This window comes from Roseibium sp. MMSF_3247 (assembly GCF_030733765.1).
In the GTDB taxonomy this organism is placed as follows: domain Bacteria; phylum Pseudomonadota; class Alphaproteobacteria; order Rhizobiales; family Stappiaceae; genus Roseibium.
This window is the reverse complement of record NZ_JASHII010000002.1, coordinates 50,318-75,834: the sequence shown is the minus strand read 5'-3', so window position 1 is coordinate 75,834 and position 25,517 is coordinate 50,318. Positions and strand designations below refer to the sequence as shown.

Sequence of the window (25,517 nt, the reverse complement as noted above, 5' to 3'; positions counted from 1 at the left end):
GGCAGCAAATGCGCGCCTGCAATCAAGTCCGCTTAACAGTTTTGTGGCCGGCCCGTCAGGCGGCGGCTTCGTCGCCCGGCTCTGTCCGCCAGCCAAGATCCGTCAGCGTCACAATCCGGTTGCCGCGCAGATCGGTCGCACAGACCAAAAACCCGCGCTCTTCCATGTGGGACAAGAGCCAGCGGGCCCGACCCGGGGACCGGGTACCATAAGCCGTTGCAATCTCGATGTTGCCCGGGCACGGCGCCTTGGCGAGGGCCGCTTTCGCAAGCAGCAAATAAACCCCGCGCATGTCTTCCGGCAGTTCGGCTGCGATCAGCTCGGCCTGCTGCCAGGCACTGTCATCCACCTCACCCTTTTCGACACCGGCGCGGGCGACCGACAGTTTTTCCCGGAAGGTCTGGAGATCGGGCGTCCCGCCGGTGAGTTTGGCGATCCGGCAGCGGACCTGAAAGTCCTGGTAGAGCGAGGCGATGGGTTGAAACGCTGCCTCATCCTCATCGAGAATTTCGGAGATGATCTGATCGATCTTCTCCTCGCGCTCGCCGTGTTCAAACAAATTGTCGGCTTGCGGGATTTCGGCTTCCGCCGCATCCCCGGCGCTGGTCAATTGGTTCAGAACATCATCTGTGGAGGCGACCGGCTCGGCTATCCTCGGACGGACCGGAATCTCGTCGGGAGATCGGGTAAAAATCAGATCCTTGGCTTCTTCCTTCGGCTGCTCAGGCAAGGGCATCAGCTTCGGTCCGCCGCCGCGGCCAGCCGTTTCAACCGGGCCGATCTTGACCGGGATCGGACGACGGGAAACCGCCGGGCCGAGCGCGATGAAATGGCCTCGGTCCAGATTTCGGAAGCTTTCCGCCTGCCGCCGCTCCATGCCGAGCAAGTCCGCCGCGCGGGCCATATCGATATCGAGGAATGTCCGGCCCATCAGGAAGTTGGACGCTTCTGCGGCGACGTTCTTGGCAAGTTTTGCAAGACGCTGGGTGGCGATGATCCCGGCAAGCCCGCGTTTGCGGCCCCGGCACATCAGATCCGTCATTGCGCCGAGCGATCTGCGGCGGGCTTCTTCGGTGACTTCGCCGGCGGCGGCCGGTGCAAAGAGCTGCGCTTCGTCTACCACCACGAGCATTGGATACCAAAGGTCCCGGTCTGCATCAAAAAGACCATCCAGGAAGGTGGCTGCCGCCTTCATTTGACGGTCCGCATCGAGCCCCTCCAGATTGAGCACAACGGACACGCGGTGCTGACGCACGCGCCCGGCAATCATTTTGAGGTCTTTCTCAGTGCCCACCGCATCGACAACCACATGACCGTATTTGTCGGCAAGGGTCACGAAGTCCCCTTCCGGATCAATGATGGCCTGCTGTACCCATTGGGCGGACTGCTCCAGAATCCGGCGCAAGAGATGCGATTTGCCCGATCCTGAGTTGCCCTGAACAAGCAAACGGGTCGCCAGAAGCTCTTCCAAATCGAGCCCGGCGCGTTTGCCTCCAGCCATGTCACCAATGTCGATTTGAACGGTCATGCACAACCGGGCGCACACCTGCGCCACCACCCTTTCTCTGCTGTCTATAAGACGCGAGTGAAAACGATTCCTCGGATCATGAAAAGCGGCTGTTGCGATTAGCAGAGGTTATCCCTGAAATCCACCCTGGACCGCGGCTTTCAGGCACAAATGCCGACCGCCAGGAACCGATTTGTACAAGACCAAGAACACAGCAAACTCACACAACGCTTTACCAAGTCGCGGGAATTAAGTTTTTTCTCATGCAGTTATCAGATAACATCCAATAAAAGAGGTGCAGAATACAAAATACACAATCAGAAATAACATATCTTCTTAGATAACTACTTTATCGAATTTAAGCGCAGCAGGATTCAGCCGAGAAAATTTTGAAGTAAGATACGCCGTTTGATCCCTGACATTTGGTCGGCAGAGCACACGAGGAGCAGCATGGAAATGGTTGTCTTGTCTTCCAGAAGACTGTTCACCACCCTCTTCCGGCTTGCCATCGGCGGTTTTGCAGTCCTTTGGACAATCCTCCCGCCTGCGAACGTTCGCGCAGAAGACTGTCCGGAAACCTTTCGCGTTGGCGCTTCCGATGATTATGAACCATTCAGCTATATCGGCGCTGACGGCAAACTGACGGGTCTCGATCTCCGGTTCGTTGAGCAGATCCTTGGCGAGGCGGGGTGCGATCCGCAGTTTCTTGTGATGCCGTTTCCCCGGGCTGTGGTGGAACTGGCCGCCGGGCGGCTCGACATGATGATGTTCGCCTCGGTCACAGCAGAGCGGCAGAACTTTGCTCATTTTTCAGCGCCCTACCGGAACGAGACTGCGGGATTGATCGTCCGGGCTGGCGATCAGGGTGGATATCCCATCACCGAAGTTGGGGATCTTCTGAAACTCAATCTCCTGCTCGCTCATGATGTCGGGACCTATCGCGGCGACGCATTTGAGGCCTTCTTGAAGACCCCGGAAGCCAAGAAGAACATCGTGCAGGTCAGCAGCTCCAAGCAGAGCCTTGAGATGCTACTGAAAGGGCGCATCAACGCCATCGTTGAAGCGCCTGCTGCCGTGTTTGCCCTCGCAGAAACACTCGGGGTGCGGAACGAGATCGCCGAACACCCCTTTTTGCTCTGGAGCGAACCGGTTCATTTCATGTTCAGCCGGAAGACCGTTTCTCCAGAGTTCGTCGCCCAAATCGATGCCGTGTTGGCCGAAACGGTGCAGACGCCCGAATATACATCACAGTTCGGGTCCATGAGTGTCGGCAGCCCTGCACATGCGGGTTCCGAGACAAATTGAGGATACTCAAAGGGAGCGTCAATGCCGCCAGCGCCATACCTTCAGTCCTTCAGGTCCCTCTTTTGGCTCCGATTTGCGGGCATACACCGAAGTAGCCTCAAAATGTGTGGCAAGTGCCTTTGCGCACTGTTTCTCTGTCTCGTCTCTTTGGCTCCAAGTGCTGTCGCTGCAACACAGAACGCCTTGTGTTCAGAGCCGCTGCGTGTGCGGGTATCGGGCGACTACTTCCCCTTCAGCCACCGAGCACCCGGCGGCAAGCTCATCGGCACAGATGTCGAGCTGGTTCGAACCGTCTTTGACCTCATCGATTGCCCGATCGAACTGGAAATCATGCCGTTCAAGCGCGCAATCGTGGAGTTGTCGCAAGGCAACATCGATATGGTCCCCTTTGCCTCCATCACGGAGCACCGGTCCAAGTTCGCCCACTATTCCGCCCCTTACCGGAACGAACTCGCCCGGCTGATCTTTCGAAAAGGCGAAGCCGAAAACCATCCCATCTCAGACATCAACCACATCATTGACCATCAGCTGGTCGTCGGTCACGAGCGCTCGTCCTATCGCGGAAGGCTTTTTGACAGTTTCATGAGAAGCGACGCCGGGCAGCATCATGTCTTCCACACGACGACCACCACCGAAGGTATCCGGATGCTGGAAACCGGCCGGATTGATGCCCTGGTCGAAATGCCCAGCGCCGTGATGGGCGTTGCAAACCGGATGGGTCTGGAAGGGGCCTTTGAAGTGCACCCCTTTCCCGTTTGGGAGGAGCCTGTACATTTCATGTTCAGCCAACAGACTGTGCCGACCCAGCTTGTCGATGCTGTGAGTGCAGCAATCAGGGAGGTCAGACGGACGGAAGACTACAAGGTGGCTTTCGGGCACCTGGCTCTCCCCGTTCCAGACACCGGCGATCCGTCAGCCCCCCTCATGGATTGAGGCTCTTCCCTTTGCCCGGTGAAGCACCACATCAATAAGCAAGTTATCAGGAGCAGGAGCTGACTGGATGAAGATCCACGCCGATTTGTCGAAACGGGCCCAGGTTGATAGCGCGACCCTCGATTGGATCGCCTCCCCCATGGCGGGTGTGGAGCGGCGTATGCTGGAACGCGACGGCGAAGAGGTCGCCCGCGCAACCAGCTTGGTTCGCTATGCACCAGGATCTTCGTTTTCAGCCCATTCCCATGATCTCGGCGAAGAGTTTCTGGTGCTCGACGGCGTCTTTACCGATGAGACCGGAGACTTTCCCAAAGGCATGTATGTCCGCAACCCGCCAGGCTCACGGCACATACCATCCAGCGAACCTGGAGCAGTCATTCTGGTGAAGCTGCGGCAAATGCAGACAGACGACGACACGTTTGTCCGGGTCGACACGCTGGATCCGGCCGGGTGGCAGGCGGGCCGAACGGGCGAACATATTCTTCCCCTCTTTGTGCGCCCCGATGAAGAGGTGGTCATGCTCCACTGGGAGAGCGGCGCGGCTTTTGGCGAGCAATCCTTCCCCGGCGGCGCGGAGTATTTTGTCGTCGAAGGGGCCTTTGAAGACGAAAACGGCCGGTATGACCAAGGCACCTGGCTGCGTTTGCCAGCCGGCAGCAGTCAGACGATCAAGACAGAAAACGGCGCCCGGGTCTGGCGGAAAACCGGGCACCTTACTGCTGACTAAGCGGCTGCCTCCAAAGACAGCTCAAAGCGGCCGTGAAAGGCAATCTCGCTCAAGGGGCGCCGGCCGCTTGGGCGTTCTTGCTGCTGAAGCTCTGGCGTCAACTGCTCTGCATCTCCGCGGCGGCCAATGGCAAAGGCGACATGGACCTTCAACCGCTCTGGCAAACCCAGAACCTCGTGGGCCTGATCCCTGCGCAAGCCCGCCATGGCATGCGTGTGATAGCCGAGCAGTGTGGCTTGCAGCGCAGCCTGGGCCCATGCCCCACCGGCATCAAACGCGTGAAAAATTGCTGGAACCGGTCCGTCTTCGCTGACGCCATCGACCAAAGAATCTGAAATCACAAAGACCAGCGCCGAGGCGCCAACAGCCCAGCTGCCGTTAAAATCGTCCAGCAAGGCGTAAAGCCGTTCAAATTCGGCATCTCCGCGCAGGGCGTATACGAACCGCCAAGGTTGCGTGTTGAAGGCTGACGGCGCCCACCTTGCGGCCTCCAGAATGGTTTTCAGATCCGCTTCGGGCATCGGAGCCCCATCAAACGCGCGCGGGGACCAACGCTTCAAAAAAAGATCATCAACCGGATGGTCTGCAACACGGGTCATTTCAAAACTCCTTAAACCCAAACACTGTGACGATGCACATCAGATAGGCGATATTTATCTTTATATCAAGATACTTTTTAAAAAGATATTTGAGTTCAAGATTTCGCACCTCTCCCATCGGTTAGAGACAAGGCTCCCCATCCGAAAACTCCTGTACGACACGCTATGCCCGCACTAGGCTGAGGCCAACGGACATTTCATCAGATGAGCGCACATGACAGGACTTTCAGAGCACAACCGCCGGCGCGGCCTGGTCTTTGCCATGGGTGGTCTCGGCGGGCTCGTGATGCTGGACGAGACGGTTCTGGGCGTTTCCCTGCCCGCAATCCAGTCGGAACTCGGATTATCGGCAACAACGGCACATTGGATCCTGAATGCCTACATGCTGGCGTTCACCTGTTTCGCTGCGATCGGCGGCAAGGCGATTGACCTGTTCGGCCTCCGTCCCGCACTGATTGCCAGCTGCTCGCTTTTCGCTGCCGCCTGTCTGATAGCCGGGTTCGCGGACAATGCGGCACTCTTGATCACGATGCGCGTGGTTCAAGGACTGTGCGCCGCGATCATGTTTCCAATCACTTTCGCCGCCGCAACTCTAACCTTCGAATCCGGCGAGCGTGGCCGCGCGCTCGGTGTTCTCGGCGCGACCGCAACCCTGTTCCTGGCGGCAGGGCCGTTGATTGGCGGTGTCCTGACCGACCTGCTCTCCTGGCGATGGGTGTTTTGGATCAACATTCCGGTCGTTGGGACGGCTGGGATTCTCGCCTGTCTTCTCTGGCGCGCGCCGGATACCAAAAGCGCCCGGCCAGACATAGACCGTATAGGCCTCGTTCTTCTGCTCGTCGGCCTGACGACCTTGATTTTCGGATTGATGGAAGGACCAGATGCTGGCTGGGGGACACGGCTGATCTATCTGAGCCTCGCCGCTGGCATCGTCGGGTTGAGCGCCTTTGTGATCTGGGAAGTCCGCCAGACGGCCCCGCTTATTGACGTGCGCTTGTTCCAGTCCCCAGCGTTTACGGCTGGCGTTCTTGTTTTTCTACTGACCCAGATGAGCAAAATCGTCGTCGCTGTGCTCGTGCCGCAATACCTTCAGCTCGATCTCTCTTATTCGGCTCTTTGGGCCGGTGCGGCGACCGTCATCGCCGTTTTGCCAATCCCGTTCCTGTCAGCACCGGCCGGAACGATCGCCGACAAATCCGGGTCCCGCCGTCCCGTTCTTGGCGGGCTGATCGTTTTGATCGCAGCCAATGTGTGCATCGGAGCTGCAATGCTCCTGGACAATTATCTTTACCTCGCTCCCCTGCTTCTGATCTGGGGCATCGCCCTCCCTTTTGCCATGATCCCGGCAGGTAGGATCACGGCGAACGCCGTGCCGTCTGAAAAGCAAGGCGAAGTGAGCGGCTTGCTGATCACTTTCCGGTTGATCGGGGCAACGCTTGGCGTCACGCTCGGCAGCGTATTCCTGGCGATCGATGCAGGTTTCCCAGCTGTGTTTTGGACGGTTGCGGCCGTTTTTGTGGGCTGCACAGCGTTTTGCTGGTTTGCCATCCGCCCGGAACGGCAGGCTACATCATGACAGCGTCCTAACCGGATATTGACACTTTGACCCGACGATCGGTGATACCGTTCGGGGAGGCAATCTGAAACGCTTGCCGCAACGGAGCAAAACATGGCGCAAAACCGCCCCCAGCCCAGACACCAGACGCTTGGCGAATTGATTGCCGACGGAACGATCCATGTAATTGGAATTGGTCTTGGTGTTGCCGCAACAATCATCCTAACACTGACGCTTTGGAACAGCGGTGATCTCGCCCGCCAGGTCAGTGTGCTGATCTATGCCGCCTGCCTGATGGCCATGCTGATCTGTTCAGCGCTCTACAACATGTTTGCAAAAGACCATAAGGCCGGAGTGCTGCGCCGGCTGGACCATGCTGCGATCTTTTTGATGATTGCCGGCACTTACACGCCGCTCGCGGCCATGATCATCGGCGGCTGGACCGGCGGTGTTCTGCTGGCCGTTGTCTGGAGCGGCGCCCTGACCGGAGCGATTGTGAAACTCTTAAACCTCCAAGGCATGGACCGCTTGACCGTTCCGATCTGCCTGGGCCTTGGCTGGGTGGTGGTTTTCGTCGTCAAACCACTTATGGAGAACGCGTCGGCCTTTGGTTTCTGGATGATCGTGGCGGGCGGTTTGCTCTACACGATTGGAACCGTCTTTTACGCCTGGAAGAACTTACTGTTCCAGAACGCAATCTGGCATGCGTTCGTGCTCGCCGCAGCCGTTTGCCACTTCGCGGCGGTCCTGCATGATGTCGCGCTGGCAGCTCCGATGCCTTAACCGGCACCGGAACTTCTGAACTTAACCGCTTAAGTGGAGATATCCTCGTCCTTAGTCAGGACAACGACCTTGGTACGCAGCGGCACCCGGTCAAACAGGTCGATCACGTCCTGCTGCCACATGCGGATACAGCCGGACGAAACGCTCTTGCCGATGGAAGAGGGCTTGTTGGTGCCGTGGATCCGGTACAGCGTGTCCACACTGCCTTGCCAAAGATCCATGGCGCGCGCGCCAAGCGGATTGCGCAGCCCCGGGGGAAAGCCCTTCTCCCAATACCGCTCAAGCGACGGCTTGCGCGCAATCATTTCCCGTGGAGGGCGCCAGATCGGATGCGGACGCTTGACCCGGACTAGGGCTTCACCGGACCAGGCAAACCCTGCCCGCCCGACACCAATGCCATAGCGCAGCGCCTTGCCGCCCGGAAGCACCCAGTAAAGGAAGTTGTTGTAGGGGTCGACGATGATCGTGCCGGGCTTTTCGCGAGTCTTGTACTCAACGACCTGACGCAGATACTTCTCGTCAAACGCCTTGTAGTTGATTGCAGGCCAGGTGAAATCACCATCCGGCAACGCCGCATAGGCGGATGCATAGTCGAACTCTTCGTCCGGCAACGGTGGCTGATCGGGCAAGCCGACGACCTGTTCATAGGTCTGGCATCCGGCGAGTGTTCCCGCCGCCAAAATCAGCCCGCCCGCCATCAGGCTTCTCCGGCTGAGACCTTTGCTTGGCGCAAGGGGGGCTTCGGTGCTTTCAAATGTCCGGCGCGTCATGAGACCTCCAAAATCCGGTCTCTTCATAAGTCGAGCATCGCAAGGAGTGCAAGTCACATTGCCTTCAGGCGCTTACATTTCCAAAATTTGCGGATAAAGTGGCCTCCTCTTGAAAGCAGCCCGCCTGCCCCACCATTTTGTAGTTTCCAATAAAAACAACGGCACCCATCCATATGACTTCGCATATCCCGGCTTTTGACGGACACAATGACACGCTTTTAAAGCTGGAGATCGACGCGATCCGCGGAAAGACCCGCGATTTCCTTGACCGGTCCGACCGCGGACACATTGACTTGCCGCGTGCCAAGGAGGGCGGTTTTGCGGGCGGCCTGTTTGCCATGTTCGTTCCATCCAACCCGGAACAGGACTTCTCCAAGCCCTTTTCGCCGAGCGACAAACGGAACTTTCTTCCTGTTGAGCAGAAGTTGGCCCTCAGCTTTACCAAAAGGATGCTGGAACGGGCCGAACGGCTGGAAGCGGATTCGGACGGAGCTGTTGCCATTTGCAGGTCGCCGGATGCGATCGAAAGCGCCATAGAAAAGGACCAGTTGGCCATCAGCCTGCATATTGAAGGCGCAGAGGCCATCGACACCAATTTCTATGAGCTTGAGGCTTTTTATAAGCGCGGGCTGCGCTCACTTGGCCTTGTCTGGAGCCGAGAAAACGCCTTCGGCTATGGCGTGCCGATGGCACACCCCCACAGCCCGGATATTGGGCCGGGCCTGACCGGCGCCGGCCGCGATCTGGTGCGCGCCTGCAACCAGATGGGTATTCTGGTGGATGTGTCGCATCTGAATGAGAAGGGCTTTTGGGATGTCGCACGCATTACAGACAAGCCGATCATCGCCAGTCACTCGAATGTCCACGCCATATGCGCCAACAGCCGGAACCTTACGGACAAGCAGCTGGACGCTATCAAGGAAAGTGGCGGTCTCGTCGGCATCAACTTCTTCGTCGGTTTTCTACGTCCTGACGGCAACTTCAACCAGGACACGCCGCTTGATGTTGTGGCCGATCATGCCGCTTATCTCGTGGACCGGCTGGGCGAAGATAGCGTTGCCTTGGGGTCGGATTTTGACGGCTGCGCCCCGCCGAGGGACCTCAGCGACGTCACCGGACTGCCGCGTCTCGCCGAAGTCCTGGATGCACGCGGGTTTTCCAAACAGACTCTAGAGAAAGTGTTTTTCCGGAATTGGATCAACGCTTTGAAAACAACAGCGAAATAGGCAAATCTGACCATATTATTCAACATTCTCGCGAACTTGTGACCACTGATCGCGAATTAGCGATTGTTTTTCGAGGCACTCCATTCGAGGATGCATACATTGCAAATTTTGCAGATGTTGCTTGAAATGTGCATCGGTTTGCCGAACCGCCGACCATAATAAAAACACCAAACGGCTGATCCGGGTCCGGAAACCTAAAAACCCAATTAATCAAGGACATCTGCGTGCGAACTGGCACGCCCCATCGGCCGCTGTCTCCAGACCTGCGGCACAATTCGGGAAGAAGCTTCAGGGCCGGACAGGACGTTCGGCGCCTGAAACTGCTGTGACGGTTTGCCATTCATGTCGGTAATGGGGGCTGACTTGGTATTCGATGTTGGGGCAACAGATCCGCAAGCTGCGGGCTTTCAAGGCGAGCGCCGCAGACGCAAGGCTGACGCTGTCTATGACAATATGAAGCGTCAGATCCTTTTGGGGGAGCTGACGCCTGCCAGCCCAATCACAGAACAGTCACTCGCGCAGTCCTATAATTGCTCCCAAAGTACGATCCGCGAAGCTCTGTTGACCCTTCAGGAAGACGGGTTGGTAATCCGGCGCGGGTATCAGGGCACGTTTGTTACCCAAACCACCAACAAAGAAGCAATCATCCTTTTCCGGCTGCGCCTCAACATCGAAACCGCCGCCGTTGACCGGATTACGCCAGATATCACAGACGATCAGCTGGACACCCTGCGTCAGTTGGCAGCCCGCTATGACGACATCCGGGCCAAACGCGATAAGATCGGCATCTCCGAGGCAGATATTGCTTTCCATATGACCATGTTGCGTTTTGCCGACATGCCGGTGCTCGAGCCAGTCCTCCTGCGCACGCTGCTTCACCTGCACCGTTTTATCATCACACGGCACACGAACAATCTGATCTGGATCGACAAGATCAAAGCCTCCCATCACGAACTGATCGAGGCGATTGCCACCAAAGATCCTGATCAAGCTCGAAAAATGGCGATCCAGCACGCAACCACAAACACGATTGAAGTCACCGACGAGGTGCGGACGGAAGTCTTCGCAAAGATCTGAGCGGACCAGGCACCGCAATTAAACCGACAACCTCCGTCCGCCATTGTGGTGACCCGGTTACATGCGTTGCCAACGGCTGACTAAGCTGTCTCCATCATCTGCTGCTGGGTCAACATCGCGGCGCCAATGAGTTCTTTGGTATAAGCGTTCTGTGGTGCCTGGAAGATGTCGTCCACGCTTCCGGCCTCGACCACCTTGCCCCGCTGCATCACCATCACGGTGTCCGACAACGCCCGCACCACGGCAAGGTCGTGACTGATAAAGAGATAGGTCAAGTCGTATGCCTTCTGTAGGCCGCGCAATAGCTCAACCACCTGTTTTTGAATGGTCCGGTCGAGCGCGGATGTCGGCTCGTCCAGAACGACAAACTGCGGTTTGAGAACCATTGTCCGCGCAATTGCAATGCGCTGACGTTGACCGCCTGAAAACTCGTGCGGATAGCGGTTGCGCATCACAGGATCGAGCGACACTTCTTCAAGTGCCTGGCAGGCTCTTTGATCCCTGTCCCGGGCACTTAAGGACGGCTCATGCACCAAAAGGCCTTCGGAGATGATCTGCCCGACGGTCATGCGCGGGCTCAAGGACCCAAAGGGATCCTGAAAGATCAACTGCATGTCCTTGCGCAAAGCACGCATGGCGGCCCGGTCCTTGCCCGAGACTACCTCCCCTTGAAAGACAACCCGCCCGCCGGCCGGCAGCAAGTTCAAAACAGCGCGGCCGAGAGTGGACTTGCCGGACCCACTCTCGCCGACAATACCCAGCGTCTGGCCCCGGCGCAGGGAGAAGCTGATATTGTCGACTGCCCTCAGGATATGGGCCGGACTAAAAAGCCCTGCCTCCAGAACAAACTCCACATCCACTTTCTGCGCTTCCAGAAGCACCGGTGTGTTGTCGGGCACAGGAGGCTTATGACCCGTCGGTTCGGCGTCGAGCAGCATCCTGGTGTAGGGGTGTTCCGGCTGAGTGAAGATGCGAGCTGTCTCGCCGCTTTCCACCACTTCCCCGGTCTTCATCACATAGACCCGGTCCGCGATCCGCCGGACAATGCCAAGATCGTGGGTGATGAAGATCACCGCCATCCCGAGGCGTTTTTGCAGGTCGGCCAAAAGGTCGAGGATCTGCGCCTGGGTGGTCACATCGAGTGCCGTCGTCGGCTCATCTGCGATCAGGACATCGGGATCATTGGCGAGCGCCATGGCGATCATCACCCGCTGGCGCTGGCCTCCGGACATCTCGTATGGATACGCCTTGATCTTGCGCTCCGGCTCCGGAATGTTGACGAGCTTCAACAGCTCCAGGGCTTTTGCCTTCGCCTGTTTCCAGCTGAGCCCCCCGTGCACGACCATCGGCTCGGCGAGCTGGCGCCCGATTGTGTAGAGCGGATCCAGCGAGGTCATCGGCTCCTGAAAGATCATGGTGATCTTCTTGCCGCGCACCTTGTTTAACTGGTGCGCCGGCAATCCCAGGATGTTGCTATCCTCATACAGGACTTCGCCTTGCGTCCGGCCATTGGAGGCAAGAAGCCCCATCGCAGCCATCAGTGTCTGACTTTTTCCCGAGCCGCTCTCGCCGACGATGGCCACCGTTTCTCCGGGCTTCACATTGATATCGACGCCGCGTACGGCTTTGACCGGACCGGTTGCCGTGTCAAAGTCGACTTTCAGGTCCTTGATCGCCAGGACCGGGCGTTTTGGGTCTTGCATGGGCCTCGCTCCTATCGGTCCTTGGGATCCAGCGCATCGCGCAAACCGTCGCCGATAAAGTTCAGCGCGAACAGTGTCGATGTCAGGAAGATGGATGGGAAGATCAGCATCCAGGCTGCCCCTTGCAAATTGCGGGCCCCTTCGGAAATCAGAACGCCCCAACTCGTCATCGGCTCCTGGATGCCAAGACCGAGGAACGACAGGAAACTCTCAAGAAGGATTACCTTCGGCACGAGCAGGGTCATATAGACAACCACTGGACCGAGCGTATTCGGGATGATGTGCCGGCGAACGATACCGCCGTCGCCAACGCCCATGGCCTCGGCTGCCTGTACATATTCCTGACGCTTTATGGTCAACGTTTGACCGCGCACGATCCTGGCCATGTCCAGCCATTCGACCGCCCCAACGGCGATAAACATCAAAATGAAATTCCGGCCGAAGAACACCACCAGCATGATCACGAAGAAGATGAAGGGCAGCGAATACAGAATGTCGACCACCCGCATCATCAGCTGGTCGGCCCGTCCGCCGAGATATCCGGACGTCGCCCCGTAAAGAACACCGATGGTGATGGCAACGACCGTCGCCAGAAGACCGATCGTCAGGGAAACACGGCCGGCAATGAACGTCCGGGTCATCAGGTCCCGGCCATTCGCATCGGTGCCAAAGTAGAAATGCAGGTAATTGATGTCCGCAGTCAGCGTCGCGCGTTTGTCATCATCTGCAAGGTCGCTTAAGGCGGCGTTTTTGAACAGGTCGCTTCGATCGATATACCGCGTTGATCGTGGATCGATGGCCCGGCGGGAGGTCACTTGCGCCACCACCTGATCGCCAACCCGCTCATAACTTTCAAGGCTCAAACGCGCTCGTTTCACAAGGGCTTCAAACGCCGGCTCAACCTGATCCGGTTTCGGGTAGGCGCCCAGGCTTGCCGGCACCTTCACATAGTCCCTGTAAACCGTGTCATAGTCATGCGGCGACAGGATCGGGCCAAAGGCTGACAACAGCGCAATAGTGGCCAGCACAATCATGCTGGCGACGGCCGCCTTGTTCGCCAGAAGCCGATCGCGGGCATCATCCCAGAGCGAGCGCCCGCGTTGCGGAACGTCGACGGTATCGGGTGTCGTGACAGACATGTGTGTTTTCCTCAGTCGTAGCGCACGCGCGGATCAAGCAGCGCATAAAGCAGATCCACGACCAGGTTGAAGATGATGACGAAACACGCCACGACGACCACAGTGCCCATAACCAGCGTGTAGTCGCGGTTCAGCGCGCCTTGCACGAAATAGCGGCCAATGCCGGGAATACCGAAGATGGTCTCCACCACCACGGAACCGGTCAAAAGCGCGGCCGCGGCCGGCCCCATGTAAGACACCACCGGCAGGATCGCGCCGCGCAATGTGTGAACAACGATCACCAGGTAGTTTGTCAATCCGTAGGCCCGAGCGGTTCGAACGTGGTTGGAGCGCAACGCCTCGATCATGGATCCGCGGGTCAATCGGGCAATCACCGCAATCTGCGGCAGTGCCAGTGTCACCACGGGCAGGATCTTGTTGACGAAGGCCCCATCACCCCAGCCCCCAACAGGCAGCCAGCCGAGCCAGACACCGAGCAAGAGCGTCAGAACGGGAGCCACGACAAAGTTTGGTATGGTCACACCCAGGGTCGCAGCGGCCATCACAGAGTAATCCGCCGGACCATTTTGCCGGAGCGCAGCCACAACACCCATGAGACCACCGACAACCAGCGCCAGGGCAAGAGCGCTCCAACCGAGCTGGATCGAGATCGGCAAACTGGCAGCAAAGAGTTCATTGATGGTGAAGTCGCGAAAGTAAAAGCTCGGCCCAAAATCGAGCTGCGAAATGGATTTCAGATAGAGCAGATACTGTGTCCAGAGCGGCTCGTCCAAGTGATAAATCTTGTTTAGATTTTCCATCACTTTGGCCTCAAGCGGGCGTTCGAGGTCGAACGGCCCGCCCGGCGCGATCCGGATCAAAAAGAAGGAGATTGTTACAATCAGAAAAATCGTCGGGATTGCGCCCAGCAATCGACCGAACACGTAGCGGGTCATCAGCTTGCCCTTCTCATTCCACGATGATCTTGGGGTCAGGACTCATTAAATTGATTGAATTGGCACGGCAAACGGCGATGAGCTGCAAGGAAAAGCGCAATATGCGGGCTTCGTGCCCGGCTGAGCGGTTTGACGGAGCGGATCGAAGCCGTTTTGCATTCCGGAAGTATAGAGTGACTTTGCCCGGCAACGTCGTTGCAATCCTTTGAAAACCGGACGGTTTCCTGCAGCACTGCGCCTCGTATCGGAACAAATTCTTCCCTACCAATTCATCCAAATTAATGGGTCCTGGCCCTAAGCCAATCAGGCTGCCATCTTGCAAAACCGGCAGCAGCGGAAGATCCGCCGCTGCCAATTTCGAATGTTACCGTTATTGGGCAATACTCATCCAGCGTGTCGGATGGATATTTTGAAGATTATCTTCAAATCCACTGACCGTGTCGGAGACGAGATTCATGGAGCCGTAGTACATCAACGGGATGAACGGCAGGTCACGCATGAACAAAGCTTCGGCCTGCTGCAGGAGCTGCGCGCGCTTTTCCAGATCAACGGTCTTTGCGGCCTCATCCATCAGCGCGTCATATTCCGGATTGTTGTACCGCGCGTAGTTGAAACCCGTGTTGTCGCTTTCCACCATAAACAGGAAGTTCTGAGGATCGGAGTAATCGCCGATCCAGCCGGCACGTGCGACATCGAAGTCACCCCGGTCCCTCAAATGCGCATAGTGGGTGGCGACATCCGTGTTGAGCATGGACACTTCAACACCCAAAGGCTTCCACATATCGGCGATCGCAACGGCCGTGTTCTTGTGGTTTTCGGAGGTGTTGTAGCGGATCTCCAACTGCAGTGGATTGTCTGGAGAGTAACCAGCGCCAGCAAGCAGCTCGATCGCCTTGTCTTCACGGTCAATCAAGGACATGTCCTTGTAGTCCGCATAAGCCGGTTCACCGTAGTTGCCGATGCCAGGCGGAACGAAGGAATAGGCAGGGACCATAACGCTGCCCCAGATTTCCTCGGCAAGGAACTCCCGGTCGATCGCCATGGACAGAGCCCGTCGCACATCCGGGTTGGACAGCGCTTCGTCTTCATGGTTGAGGGCGTAATAGTAGTTGCCTAGATACGGCGCGACGCGGAACTGCGGTCCGAGCTCTTCCTTCATAAAGGCGACCTGCTCGGTCGGCGCATCGTTGTTGGTATGCAGCTCGCCCGCCTGGAACCGGCGCAGGGCCGCACCCCGGTCTTCGGTCGGATAGAAAATCACCGTATCGATCTGAACATTATCCGCATCGTGGAAGTGCGGGTTCTTGTTGGCCTTCAGCTGGGCGTTCGGTGTGAACTCGACCAGCGTGAAAGGCCCGTTCGAAACGATGTTTTCCGGCTTCACGAAGTCCGTGCCATGAGCCTCAACGGTGGCCGGGTGCACAGGCAATCCTGTCTGGTGACCCAGCAAGTCAATGAAATACGGGGTGGGCGCTTCCAAAGCGATTTCGAGCGTGCGGTCATCAATCGCCTTAACGGCCAGTTCTTCCACCGCAATGTCACCGGTGTTGACAGCTTCGGCGTTCTTGATCGGGTACAGGATGTTTGCATATTTTGCGCCTGTTTCCGGATTCATGATCCGGCGCAGCGAATAAACGAAATCGCCAGCAACCACCGGGTCGCCATTCGACCACTTGGCATCTTCGCGGAGCGTGAAGGTGTAAACAGTGCCGTCTTCCGAGGCCGTCCAGCTTTCGGCAACACCCGGGATAATTTCCCCTTTTGCGTTGTAAGCGACGAGGCCTTCATAAAGATCGCGCAGAATGTGCGCCTCATAGACGGTGGACGTCTTGTGCTGGTCCAGTGTTTCCGGGTCACCTGTGTTTCCACGGTGATAAACCACTTCGGCCATGGCCGTAAGCGATGTTGCCGCCATCAGCGCGGCGGCGAGCGCGGTGACGCGTAAGGACTTGATCATATCGTTCTCCCCTCAGGATTTTTGTCAATTTAAGAAACGATGGCGATATACATTCCACGCCCATAACGTGCATTCAAGCGCTGCCTGAATATGTTTCCGCCAAGAATCCAAAAAGGCGATATTCTTCCTAATATAAGATCTGAAAGGGAAAATATTTCCGATATTGAAGAGTGCAACCAAAGAAGTCACGCTCGACAACCGATGCCAAATCACAATCTAAAGTTGTTTTCGGTGTTGCGGCGCTGCTTGGAGAAGCGATGCTACACCTTCTTGGCATCACAAACAAAACCGGCCGGCCCAAACAGAACGCCCGAACGTGTGCGTACACTGTTCGCAACGTCCGGTCCGGAGCCGGCCGGGCTTGGTCAGCAAGTCTTCTGAGTATCAGTAACCGAGATACGAGGAACCGAGGCTGTCGCGGTACTTGTCGACCCATTTTGTGTTGATCGCTTTCACGGTGCCGTCAGCTTCAATTTCCTTGAAACACCGGTCAAAGTCGGCCGCAACCTTCGCATCCCGGAACGCCATGGTGTACGGGCTGGAGTCAAACACGGCCTTGAAGGAAACAGACTGATTGGGATCGAACCGCAGATCGCTTTGGCCCCGAAGCTGCTGATTGTACTCCGCAAACAGCATGCCGTCGCCGATGATTGCGTCGACACGCCCGCCGAACAGCGACCGGCTCTGAGTAATCTGATCGGTCACTTCCCTGTAGTCCGCAAACGATCCGGTGTGGTCGGCAAGGCCCGGAATAATGCTTTCAGCGCCTTTGAAGCCGATAACCTTCTTGCCGGAAAGATCCGGCAAACCGTCGTAGCTGGCGCCACTGTCCGTCAGAAACGAGACACCGTTCTGATAGTGGATATAGACGCCGGTCGCCGTGCCATCGATCGGCATGCCCATCGGAACAGTCGCGACGGCATCGCCCTGCCCGTTCTTGAAGCTTTCCCAGTGACGTGTGAACGGCTGAATGTTGAATTTGACCGTGTGACCGCATTTCTCAAGGGCCGCAGTAATCAACTCCGCCTCGCGGCCGCCGCCACCGTCAAGAAACATGGGTGGCAAGTTGCCCGCCATTACGGTGATCTCGTCCGCCCATGACGTTGCCGGCTGCAGAGTCATTGTCAGGAGGACAGAAAAGAGGGCTGTTTTTTTCATCGATTTTCCCAGTGTCTGGAGGCCAATTAGGACACCATCCAAATCGATAGCTATGAAAAACAGCTTAATCTGGCTCGCTGTATTTATCGCACTGTAATTACTACTAAGTAATTCAAATTTAATTCGAATTTTCGAAAACTTTACCTGCTGATTGACGCAGGGACTGCCTCTTGGGCACGAAGACTTTGCCTCCAAAGACACTCTGCAAATTACGGCAAGGAAAACCGACGCGCAGTCAGCGCGCCGGTGCGATCATTTTGGATCCACACACAAACAAACGGGGCTCACCGGCAGAATCGATGCTTCCCGCTGTAAGCCAGATACGTGCCGGTATTTGGGTTAAAGGACTTAAACTTACGGGCACAATACGCGTAGTACTCCGGTGTAAACGGCGCGAGCCCGGTCTTGGTGTACGGGACCCGCTGAGGGGCGCCCGGGTAGACCACGACCGGCGGCGGTGCAATGTAGAGGGGCGGATTGATCCGAACTCGTGACCGGTAGCGATAAGGGCGCTTGTAGTACGGACGATAGTAAGGCCGGTGCGGTCTATAGTAACCGCCGCCATAATACCCGCGGCCGCCGTAGTAGCCGCGACCGCCGTAATAGGCGCCGCCACGATACCCGCCAGTTCCGAAGGAAAAGCCAATGCCGCCGCTGCCGATGTAGATGGAATCTGCTTTCGCAGTTTCCGTTCCGCTTACCAGCACTCCGGCTACAATCACTGCAAGGCCGAACACTGAAGCGGCTGCAAGTCTCATTGCTGAACGCGTCCGTCGGCGCATCAGACCAGTTATTTCATTCAAGCTGCGACCAGTCACCGTTGACGCCTCCACGTTTGCCCGGTTGCTTTGCCCCTGCCTTCGGTGATCACTATACATGCTTTCATGACCAAAATCGTCCGCCTGACGATCAATTCTTTCAAAGCCGTTTCCGGCTGAGCTTGCAAGCCGCTCCCAGCACCCGTAAAACCCGGCGCCAGACCCTCAATTCCCAGACCGGACACACATGGCCCCTCCTCCGCTTTTGACCCTTCGCGACGTTCATCTGACCTTCGGCGGCACTCCGCTTCTGACCGGCGCCGAACTCTCCGTGGGAGAAGGGGAACGGCTGTGCCTTGTCGGGCGCAATGGCTCGGGCAAATCGACCCTGTTAAAGATCGCCGCCGGCATGGTAGAAATGGACACCGGCGAACGGTTTTTTCAGCCGGGCCGCACGATCCGCTACCTGCCGCAAGAACCGGACCTGTCGGCCTATGCCTCCACGCTGGACTACGTGAACGAAGGACTGACGGATGGCGATGATCCGTACCGCGGTGCTTACCTGCTAGAGGTTCTGGGGCTTACCGGAGAGGAAGATCCGAAAGCGCTCTCCGGCGGCGAAGCGCGCAGAGCGGCCCTTGCCCGCACGCTGGCCCCCGAGCCGGATATTCTCCTTCTCGATGAGCCGACAAACCACCTCGATCTCCCGGCCATCGAGTGGCTGGAAGAAGAGCTGAGAAGCCTGAAATCCGCCATCGTTCTGATCTCCCACGACCGCCGCTTCCTGGAAAACCTTTCGCGTGCCACGGTCTGGATCGACCGGGGCATCTCGCGCCGCCTCGACAAGGGCTTTGCGCATTTTGAAGCCTGGCGCGATGAGGTCTTTGAACAGGAAGAGGTCGACCAGCAGAAGCTCGCGCAGAAGATCAAGCGGGAAGAGCACTGGATGACCTATGGGGTCACCGCGCGGCGCAAGCGGAACATGCGCCGGGTGCGCGAGCTGGCCGATCTGCGCAAGCAAAAACGGGAGCACCGCGGCCCGCAGGGCACCGCCAAACTCTCTGCCGCCGAAGGCGAAACCTCCGGCAAACTGGTGATCGAGGCCAAGGGCATCTCCAAAACCTATGGCGACCGGTCCATCGTCAAGGACTTCTCGTCCCGCATCCAGCGCGGCGACCGCATCGGCCTTGTCGGCCCGAATGGCGCCGGCAAGACAACGCTCCTGAAGATGCTGACGGGCGAGCTGACCCCAGACACCGGCTCGGTGCGCCTTGGCACCAATCTTGAGATGGTGACGCTCGACCAGAAGCGGGAAAACCTCAACCCGCAGGACAGCCTGTCCTCCGTCCTGACCGGAGGACGCGGCGACACGGTCATCATCGGGGACGAGACCAAACACGTGATGTCCTACATGAAGGACTTCCTGTTTTCGCCCGAACAGGCCCGAACGCCCGTCGGCGTGTTGTCAGGCGGCGAGCGCGCGCGCGCCCTGCTTGCCCGGGCGCTTGCCTCAACATCCAACATGATGGTGCTCGACGAGCCGACCAACGATCTTGATCTGGAAACGCTCGACCTCCTGCAAGAGCTGCTTGCCGACTACAAGGGCACGGCACTGATCGTCAGCCACGACCGTGATTTCCTCGACCGGGTGGCGACATCGGTCATTGTCTCTGAGGGCAACGGGGTGTGGCGGGAGTATGCGGGCGGCTACACCGACATGCTCGCCCAGCGCGGCGCAGGCGTCAGCGCGCGCAAGGTGGAAAAGTCAGCGCCGTCCAGGAAGGAAAAGGCCCAAGGGTCAGCACCTTCAGAGGAAAAGCCGAAGAAGAAATCGAAACTCAGCTTCACCCAGCAGCATCTGCTTAAATCTTTGCCTGAAGACATCGAGAAAATTGAAGCGCAGCTTGAAAAACTTCAAAGCGACATGAACGACCCGGAGCTCTACGCGAAGAACCCGGACAAGTTTGCCAAGTTATCCGCGCAAATCACTGATCTTTCGACCAAAAAAGATGAAATGGAAGAACAGTGGCTCGAGCTGGAGATGCTCAACGAGGGCTGAGCGGTGGTGTGTGGCGCGGAGAACAGCCGTCGCCGTCCCAGTCCTGAGCCGGGACCTACGCTCCCACCAGCGGACCAATGCTTACAGCGAAACTTCCCGGCCATCGCAAACGCGTGGATCCCGGATCTCCGCTTTGCTGCGTCCGGGAAGCTCTTCTTCCCAACGTCATCCCCGCCCCCGAGCGGGGATACATGCCGTTGCCCAGCCACTCGATGAGACGCGATTTGGGCACGGTCACGGGATGAATTGGCCGAGTGTGGAACGTGGCGAGCTCAGCCGACCTTGTGCCCATGAAAAAGGGGCGCCCGGGCCTCTCGGACGCCCCTTCAGAGCCCCCCTGGATTATGGTTCGGTTTGGCTCTGATCTCGGTATTTCAGTTTGGCCGGCTTAAGACCGGTTGCCGCGATGTGCCCATCCCGTCATTCGCATTTCCAGCCATGCCATTAGTGCGTACATAATAATACCCAGAACAGCGAGAGCGACAAGCCCTGCCCATACGAGCGGTACGTTAAACTGGGACTGGGCCAGCTGCATCATGTAGCCAAGACCTGAGTTGGCCGCGATGGATTCAGAAATCACCGATCCGACGAAGGCCAACGTGATCGCCACTTTCATAGAGCCGAACAGGTAAGGCATCGCCCGCGGAATACCAACCTTCAGCATGATGTCATGTTTCTTGGCCCCCAACGCCCGCAACACGTCCTCCATCTCCGGCTCAATGGTTGCCAGACCGGTGGCCACATTCACAACGATCGGGAAGAAGGCGATCAAAAACGCGGTCAAAACAGCGGGAATGGTGCCGATGCCGAACCAGATGACGAGGATCGGAACAACGGCGACCTTCGGGATGGAGTTGAAACCGATCATGATCGGGTAAAGACCCGCATAAATCGACCGGCTCCAGCCGATCGCAAGGCCGAGCGCCATTCCGCCCACAACGGCCATGATGAAGCCGACAACGGTCGTATAGAGCGTCTGAACCGAGTTCTTCCAGATCGGCGACCAGTACTTCACAGTTGCCACCCAGATATCTGAGGGCGCCGGCAGGATGATGACCGGGATGTCGAGAACCTGGACAGACCCTTCCCAGAGAACAAACAGGCCAATTGCCCAAAGCCAGGGCGCAGCGGTAATCCAACGAGAGTCAGTCATGCAGCGGCCCTCGCATCGGCGATCAGATCGCGCAGTTCGTGAACAATGTCATTAAAGGCGCTCTCATAGGTCAGCTCAATCGGACGCGGACGGTCAAAGGGCACTTCCCGCTCACGGATGATCGTGCCCGGGCGGGCGCTCATGACAAAGACCTTGTCTGCAAGGAACACCGCCTCGCGGAGGTCGTGAGTGACAAGAATGGTCGTGAAGCCCTTTTCCGCGTGCAGATCGCGCATGACCTGCCAGAGTTCTTCCCGGGTGAAAGCGTCGAGCGCGCCAAAAGGTTCATCCAGCATCAAGAGTGCCGGGTCATGAATAAGTGCCCGGCACAAATTGGCGCGTTGCTGCATGCCGCCAGACAATTGCCAGGGATACTTGTCGCCAAAGCCTGACAGGCCGACCAAATCCAACAGAGCTTCCGCCTTGGCCGTGTAGGCCTGCTTTTCAGAGCGGAATTTGGATCTGTGCGGCTGCACGATCTCAAGGGGCAGCATGACGTTTGCAAGTGTGGAGCGCCAAGGAAGCATGGACGGGTTCTGAAAAGCCATGCCGGCAACGGACACCGGACCGTCCACTTCGTGCCCGGCAACTTCGATCGTGCCGTTCTGCGGCGCGATCAGGCCGGTGGCCAGTTTCATCAAGGTCGACTTCCCGCACCCGGATGGGCCGACAACGGCAGCGAATTCGCCTTTTTTGACGCTCATGGTGAGCCCATCAAGGGCTAGCGTCCCATCTGCTGCGCCGCCATAGGTCAGGCGGACATCTCTTAAATCTACAAATCCGGTCACTGAATGATCCGCTAGAAAAGGAAGGAGACCGCAGCCGGATCGGCTGCGGCCATAGCATCGTGGAGCGGCAAACTTACTTCAGCATGCGCTCTTCTTTGGGAGGCAGGTAGCTGGCATCAAAGACGCGGTCCGGTGCCGGAGGCGTAGCGCTAACACCCATCGAGCCCTGGAGGTATTCCATGGATTTCGTCAGCTTATCCATGTCGACACCGCCAAAACCGTTTTCTTTGACGGCCGGTGTTGCGATGGAGCCTTCCACAGCCATGGTCAGACGCTCGATCTCAACGGCTTCATCAAGAATTTCGTTGCGCTTCATGACGTACGGGATCGCAGCGGCCGGATCGGCAATTGCATCCAGATAGCCCTTGGTCAGGGCCTTTAGGAAGCCTTTCACGGCCTCCGGGTTTTCTTCAGCAAAGTCCGTATTAGTGATCACCACGTTGCCATAAAGACCCAGACCATTCTCACCCATCAGGATCAGGGAGATATCGTCTTCCGGAACCCCTTGGGCTTTCAGGTTGATGACTGAGGAGAAGGAGAACCCGAAGATCGCATCGACCTGGCCTTGCGCCAGCATCGGCTCACGCACCGGGAAACCAACGCTTTCAATTGTGATGCCGGAGGTGTCGATGCCCGTGACATCAACAAAGGCCGGCCACTGGCCAAAGGCCGCATCTGGCGGCGGGGCGCCAAGGGTTTTGCCTTCCAGGGACTTAGGATCTTCCGTGACACCCTGGCTTTTGCGACCAATCACAGCGAAAGGCGGCGTTTCATAGGCCATCATGACGGCCTTCACCTTAAGATCCGGCTGATCGTCCAGCACCTTGATCAGGGCGTTGATGTCGCCAAAGCCCATGTCGTACGTGCCGGTCGCAACACGCGGGATCGACTCGCGGGAACCCGCTCCGGTGTCGATCGTCACGTTCAGATCTTCGTCGGCGAAGTACCCTTTGTCGAGCGCGATGAAGAACGGCGCTGCCGGTCCTTCGAATTTCCAATCAAGCGTGAACTTGATGTCCGTGGCTGCAAGAGCCGTGGAAGATGTTAGGGCCAGAGCGAGGGCCACCCCTGTGAGAAGACGCATATTTTTCCCCTGCATTTGAAGAAGGTTACGATGACGTTGAAATCAATATGCTCAAAAATCAAGCAGTACTTTCGACTGCTCATCATCTACGCAGGGCGTGCCCAATAGTTTTGCTGCGGGTTTCCAGGGCAACAAGTGACTGAGTTTGCTGACTTTCCGTTGGCTGCCAGCCTTCATTTGGCCTCAAGATAAGCCGAAACAGATCGTAAGGAGCGACGTCAGGTGCTCAGAATATCCGCGCCATAATTAGACCAAGCGGTCAAGACACGCGGATATCCAGGCGCATGACGCGAGGCTGGCAGGAGCGGGCCCGCTGAGATAAAGACAAGTGACACGGCAATTTTGCGGAGTGGCAATGTTCGATTGGGCCTACAAGAAACGGCTGCGGGACGATCTGGAGACATGGGTCGGCAAAGGCTGGCTGACCCCGGAAGGCGCAGCAGCCATTCTGGAAGACCAGGATCAGGACGACGGACGCTCCAGACTGCCTATGGCCCTAGCCGGTATTGGTGTCGTCTGCGTTGCTTTGGCGTTGTTTGCCTTTATTGCCGCGAATTGGGGTGCAATCCCGAAATCCATCAAACTGGCAGGCATTGCCGCCTTGATCCTTGGCGCGCACCTTTTGGCAGCCCTCGCCTCCCGGGCCGGCAAGAAAGGTCTTTCGGATTTGGCGACGGGTTTTGCCACCTTGGTGTTTGTCGGCGGGATGGCGCTGGTCGGACAGATTTTCCATATGCCCGCCGATTGGTCCGGCGGCGCGTTCCTGGTTTGCATGGGTGCCCTTGCAGCTGCCTGGCTGTCGGGATCCATCACATCCCTGACGGTGGCTGCAATTGCTGCCGTTACCTGGCAGTCGTCGAGGGTGTTTACAGAGCACGCAGGCGGGGCGGACGCCGTGATCAGCATCGTGTTTCTAGCCGCGATTTTCCTGCATCCCTTCTTCTACCCTGCCCGGCTCAGCCGGTTTGTAGCGATTGCTGTCTTGCTCGTTACTTACGGACGCTGGTTTGGAGAAGTGGCCGACCGGATGCCAGGTGGAGATGATGCCGTTGGCGCCATGATCCTTGCAGGGTTAAGCGGCCTGTTTGCGACTATGATCCAACTTGGCCCGATCGGCGACCTTTATGTGAAATGGTCGAGCTACAAACCGGTCAAAACGCATGCGCACTGGCTTATGCTGCGCGCCCTTCAGGACATCGGCTTCATGATGCTGTGCGGACTTGTGTTCGTCAGCCTGATCGCGGTTCAGGAGTTTGATGACGGTGTTCCGCTGATGCGGGTCTTCTCGCTGCCGGTCGCGCTGCCCCTGCTGTCAGCCGTTGCGCTGTGTGTCATTGGCCTTCTGATGTCGTTCAAGACGGAAAAGGCACTTGCCCTTTTCGCCGCCGTCGGGCTGGCCTTGTTGACCTGCCTGGCACCTTTGGTTGTTGAGAACGTATTGTTGGTGTCGGCCCTCGCCCTCGCCTCATTGATCGGTCTTTGCACGATTGGAACCTGGTTCAACAACCGCTTCTGGATGCTCTGTGCCTATCTTGCGCTCACGGGTGTTGGACTGTGGCTGCTCCAAGTCACTATTGGCTCCCTTTTGGGACAGTCGGTCTTTTTCCTGATTGCCGGCCTTGTGCTTCTTGGCATGGCGCTGTGGCTGGCCCGTTTGTTTAAACACAAGTCCGGACTGGCAGACAAAGCGGAGGCACCCTCATGACAGCCGAAGCGCTTGAGCAACAACCAGCCACCCGCTCACGCAAACTGTCTCCGTTCGTGAAATGGGGCTTGATTGCACTTGTGCAGCTGACCCTCATTTCTCTGCCCCTGATCGACCGTCTCGATGTTCAGATGAGCGGCAAGGAGGTGACCCTGGCGCTGGTCCCGGTTGATCCGCGGAACCTTCTGCGCGGCGATTATGTGATCATCAACCTGGCGATCGCCCGTGTGTCCGTTGATCTGCCCGGCGCAAACGACGTCAAAGAGGGCGATCGGGTCTATGTCCGTCTGGAGCCCGGAACTGACGGCCTTATGCGTGCGGCCTCCGTTGGCAAGGAAGCTGATCCTTCCGGTACTGCCGCCATTGCCGGGACAGTCCGGTCCGCCGGTGGTAGCGACATTCGCATCGACTACGGCATTGATGCGTTCTTCTTGCCCGAAGGCGACGGCCTCATCATCGAAGATCTGGATACGGAGCGCGTCAATCTGGTGGTGGCCGTGACTGAAGATGGCCGGTCATTGCCGCTGCGCCTTCTGGTCGACGGAAAACCCTTCAAAAACGACGCAGCCTTTTGACGGAGCCGCTATCGGAGAGTA

At 57.6% G+C, this 25,517-nt stretch carries 22 protein-coding genes; 10 read left to right on the top strand and 12 right to left on the bottom strand.

From position 1 onward, the window contains the following. Nucleotides 1-55 precede the first annotated feature (55 nt). The gene (locus RBB44_RS05770; RefSeq protein ID WP_209173158.1) at nucleotides 56-1,528 is read right to left on the bottom strand and encodes an ATP-binding protein; all 1,473 of its coding nucleotides are present in this window, start codon (nucleotides 1,526-1,528) and stop codon (nucleotides 56-58) included. A gap of 435 nt (nucleotides 1,529-1,963) precedes the next feature. On the opposite strand from RBB44_RS05770, the gene RBB44_RS05765 reads away from it, so the two are divergent. The 3 genes from RBB44_RS05765 to RBB44_RS05755 all read left to right on the top strand — a co-directional run bounded on the left by RBB44_RS05765 (nucleotide 1,964) and on the right by RBB44_RS05755 (nucleotide 4,472). Further along, entirely contained in the window at nucleotides 1,964-2,812 is an 849-nt protein-coding gene (locus RBB44_RS05765; RefSeq protein ID WP_306146445.1) for an ABC transporter substrate-binding protein, read from the top strand. A gap of 102 nt (nucleotides 2,813-2,914) precedes the next feature. Continuing rightward, the gene (locus tag RBB44_RS05760) at nucleotides 2,915-3,745 is read left to right on the top strand and encodes an ABC transporter substrate-binding protein (protein WP_306146444.1); all 831 of its coding nucleotides are present in this window, start codon (nucleotides 2,915-2,917) and stop codon (nucleotides 3,743-3,745) included. A 67-nt stretch (nucleotides 3,746-3,812) separates the two neighbouring features. Then, complete coding sequence (locus RBB44_RS05755) at nucleotides 3,813-4,472, top strand: cupin domain-containing protein (protein WP_209173155.1); 660 nt, start codon at nucleotides 3,813-3,815, stop codon at nucleotides 4,470-4,472. Here RBB44_RS05755 and RBB44_RS05750 read toward each other — a convergent pair. Continuing rightward, nucleotides 4,469-5,071, bottom strand: coding sequence for a nitroreductase family protein (locus tag RBB44_RS05750; RefSeq protein WP_306146443.1), 603 nt, complete (start codon nucleotides 5,069-5,071; stop codon nucleotides 4,469-4,471). The genes RBB44_RS05755 and RBB44_RS05750 overlap by 4 nt on opposite strands. 214 nt (nucleotides 5,072-5,285) lie before the next feature. Here RBB44_RS05750 and RBB44_RS05745 point away from each other — a divergent pair, with 214 nt between their 5' ends. Beyond that, on the top strand, nucleotides 5,286-6,647 hold the full coding sequence (locus RBB44_RS05745; protein WP_306146442.1) for a DHA2 family efflux MFS transporter permease subunit: 1,362 nt from the start codon (nucleotides 5,286-5,288) through the stop codon (nucleotides 6,645-6,647). 93 nt (nucleotides 6,648-6,740) lie between these two features. Next, nucleotides 6,741-7,409, top strand: coding sequence for a hemolysin III family protein (locus RBB44_RS05740; RefSeq protein WP_209173150.1), 669 nt, complete (start codon nucleotides 6,741-6,743; stop codon nucleotides 7,407-7,409). A 29-nt stretch (nucleotides 7,410-7,438) separates the two neighbouring features. Here the strand turns inward: RBB44_RS05740 and RBB44_RS05735 are convergent, their stop codons facing one another. Continuing rightward, on the bottom strand, nucleotides 7,439-8,179 hold the full coding sequence (locus tag RBB44_RS05735) for a L,D-transpeptidase (protein ID WP_306146441.1): 741 nt from the start codon (nucleotides 8,177-8,179) through the stop codon (nucleotides 7,439-7,441). A gap of 173 nt (nucleotides 8,180-8,352) precedes the next feature. On the opposite strand from RBB44_RS05735, the gene RBB44_RS05730 reads away from it, so the two are divergent. Both RBB44_RS05730 and RBB44_RS05725 read left to right on the top strand, forming a co-directional pair. Further along, nucleotides 8,353-9,405, top strand: a complete 1,053-nt coding sequence (locus tag RBB44_RS05730; RefSeq protein WP_306146440.1) for a dipeptidase — start codon at nucleotides 8,353-8,355, stop codon at nucleotides 9,403-9,405. Between the two features lie 342 nt (nucleotides 9,406-9,747). After that, nucleotides 9,748-10,482 (top strand): GntR family transcriptional regulator, encoded by a 735-nt coding sequence (locus RBB44_RS05725; RefSeq protein WP_209177261.1) that lies wholly within the window; start codon nucleotides 9,748-9,750, stop codon nucleotides 10,480-10,482. An 80-nt stretch (nucleotides 10,483-10,562) separates the two neighbouring features. Here RBB44_RS05725 and RBB44_RS05720 read toward each other — a convergent pair whose 3' ends face one another. The 6 genes from RBB44_RS05720 to RBB44_RS05695 form a co-directional block, all read right to left on the bottom strand. Then, on the bottom strand, nucleotides 10,563-12,185 hold the full coding sequence (locus RBB44_RS05720) for an ABC transporter ATP-binding protein (protein ID WP_306146439.1): 1,623 nt from the start codon (nucleotides 12,183-12,185) through the stop codon (nucleotides 10,563-10,565). Between the two features lie 11 nt (nucleotides 12,186-12,196). Continuing rightward, nucleotides 12,197-13,324, bottom strand: a complete 1,128-nt coding sequence (locus tag RBB44_RS05715) for an ABC transporter permease subunit (RefSeq protein WP_306146438.1) — start codon at nucleotides 13,322-13,324, stop codon at nucleotides 12,197-12,199. Between the two features lie 11 nt (nucleotides 13,325-13,335). Next, complete coding sequence (gene oppB / locus RBB44_RS05710) at nucleotides 13,336-14,259, bottom strand: oligopeptide ABC transporter permease OppB (protein ID WP_306146437.1); 924 nt, start codon at nucleotides 14,257-14,259, stop codon at nucleotides 13,336-13,338. A 370-nt stretch (nucleotides 14,260-14,629) separates the two neighbouring features. Continuing rightward, the gene (locus RBB44_RS05705; RefSeq protein ID WP_306146436.1) at nucleotides 14,630-16,216 is read right to left on the bottom strand and encodes a peptide ABC transporter substrate-binding protein; all 1,587 of its coding nucleotides are present in this window, start codon (nucleotides 16,214-16,216) and stop codon (nucleotides 14,630-14,632) included. A gap of 384 nt (nucleotides 16,217-16,600) precedes the next feature. Beyond that, entirely contained in the window at nucleotides 16,601-17,374 is a 774-nt protein-coding gene (locus RBB44_RS05700) for an ABC transporter substrate-binding protein (protein ID WP_209173143.1), read from the bottom strand. A gap of 284 nt (nucleotides 17,375-17,658) precedes the next feature. After that, nucleotides 17,659-18,132, bottom strand: a complete 474-nt coding sequence (locus tag RBB44_RS05695; RefSeq protein ID WP_209173142.1) for a BA14K family protein — start codon at nucleotides 18,130-18,132, stop codon at nucleotides 17,659-17,661. 247 nt (nucleotides 18,133-18,379) lie between these two features. Between RBB44_RS05695 and RBB44_RS05690 the strand changes: the two genes are divergently transcribed. After that, nucleotides 18,380-20,191, top strand: a complete 1,812-nt coding sequence (locus RBB44_RS05690) for an ABC-F family ATP-binding cassette domain-containing protein (protein WP_306146435.1) — start codon at nucleotides 18,380-18,382, stop codon at nucleotides 20,189-20,191. Nucleotides 20,192-20,579: 388 nt separating this feature from the next. On the opposite strand, the gene RBB44_RS05685 is transcribed toward RBB44_RS05690, so the two are convergent. The 3 genes from RBB44_RS05685 to RBB44_RS05675 form a co-directional block, all read right to left on the bottom strand. Beyond that, on the bottom strand, nucleotides 20,580-21,344 hold the full coding sequence (locus RBB44_RS05685; protein WP_133952908.1) for an ABC transporter permease: 765 nt from the start codon (nucleotides 21,342-21,344) through the stop codon (nucleotides 20,580-20,582). Then, on the bottom strand, nucleotides 21,341-22,132 hold the full coding sequence (locus RBB44_RS05680; protein ID WP_209177254.1) for an ABC transporter ATP-binding protein: 792 nt from the start codon (nucleotides 22,130-22,132) through the stop codon (nucleotides 21,341-21,343). Before RBB44_RS05680 ends, RBB44_RS05685 begins: the two co-directional genes overlap by 4 nt. A 73-nt stretch (nucleotides 22,133-22,205) precedes the next feature. Continuing rightward, entirely contained in the window at nucleotides 22,206-23,216 is a 1,011-nt protein-coding gene (locus RBB44_RS05675) for an ABC transporter substrate-binding protein (RefSeq protein ID WP_306146434.1), read from the bottom strand. 355 nt (nucleotides 23,217-23,571) lie between these two features. Here RBB44_RS05675 and RBB44_RS05670 point away from each other — a divergent pair, with 355 nt between their 5' ends. Continuing rightward, nucleotides 23,572-24,921 carry a DUF2157 domain-containing protein gene (locus RBB44_RS05670; RefSeq protein WP_306146433.1) on the top strand — a complete coding sequence of 450 codons (1,350 nt, stop codon included), beginning with the start codon at nucleotides 23,572-23,574 and terminating at the stop codon, nucleotides 24,919-24,921. Next, nucleotides 24,918-25,496 (top strand): GDYXXLXY domain-containing protein, encoded by a 579-nt coding sequence (locus RBB44_RS05665; protein ID WP_306146432.1) that lies wholly within the window; start codon nucleotides 24,918-24,920, stop codon nucleotides 25,494-25,496. Before RBB44_RS05670 ends, RBB44_RS05665 begins: the two co-directional genes overlap by 4 nt. The last annotated feature ends 21 nt before the right edge of the window (nucleotides 25,497-25,517 follow it).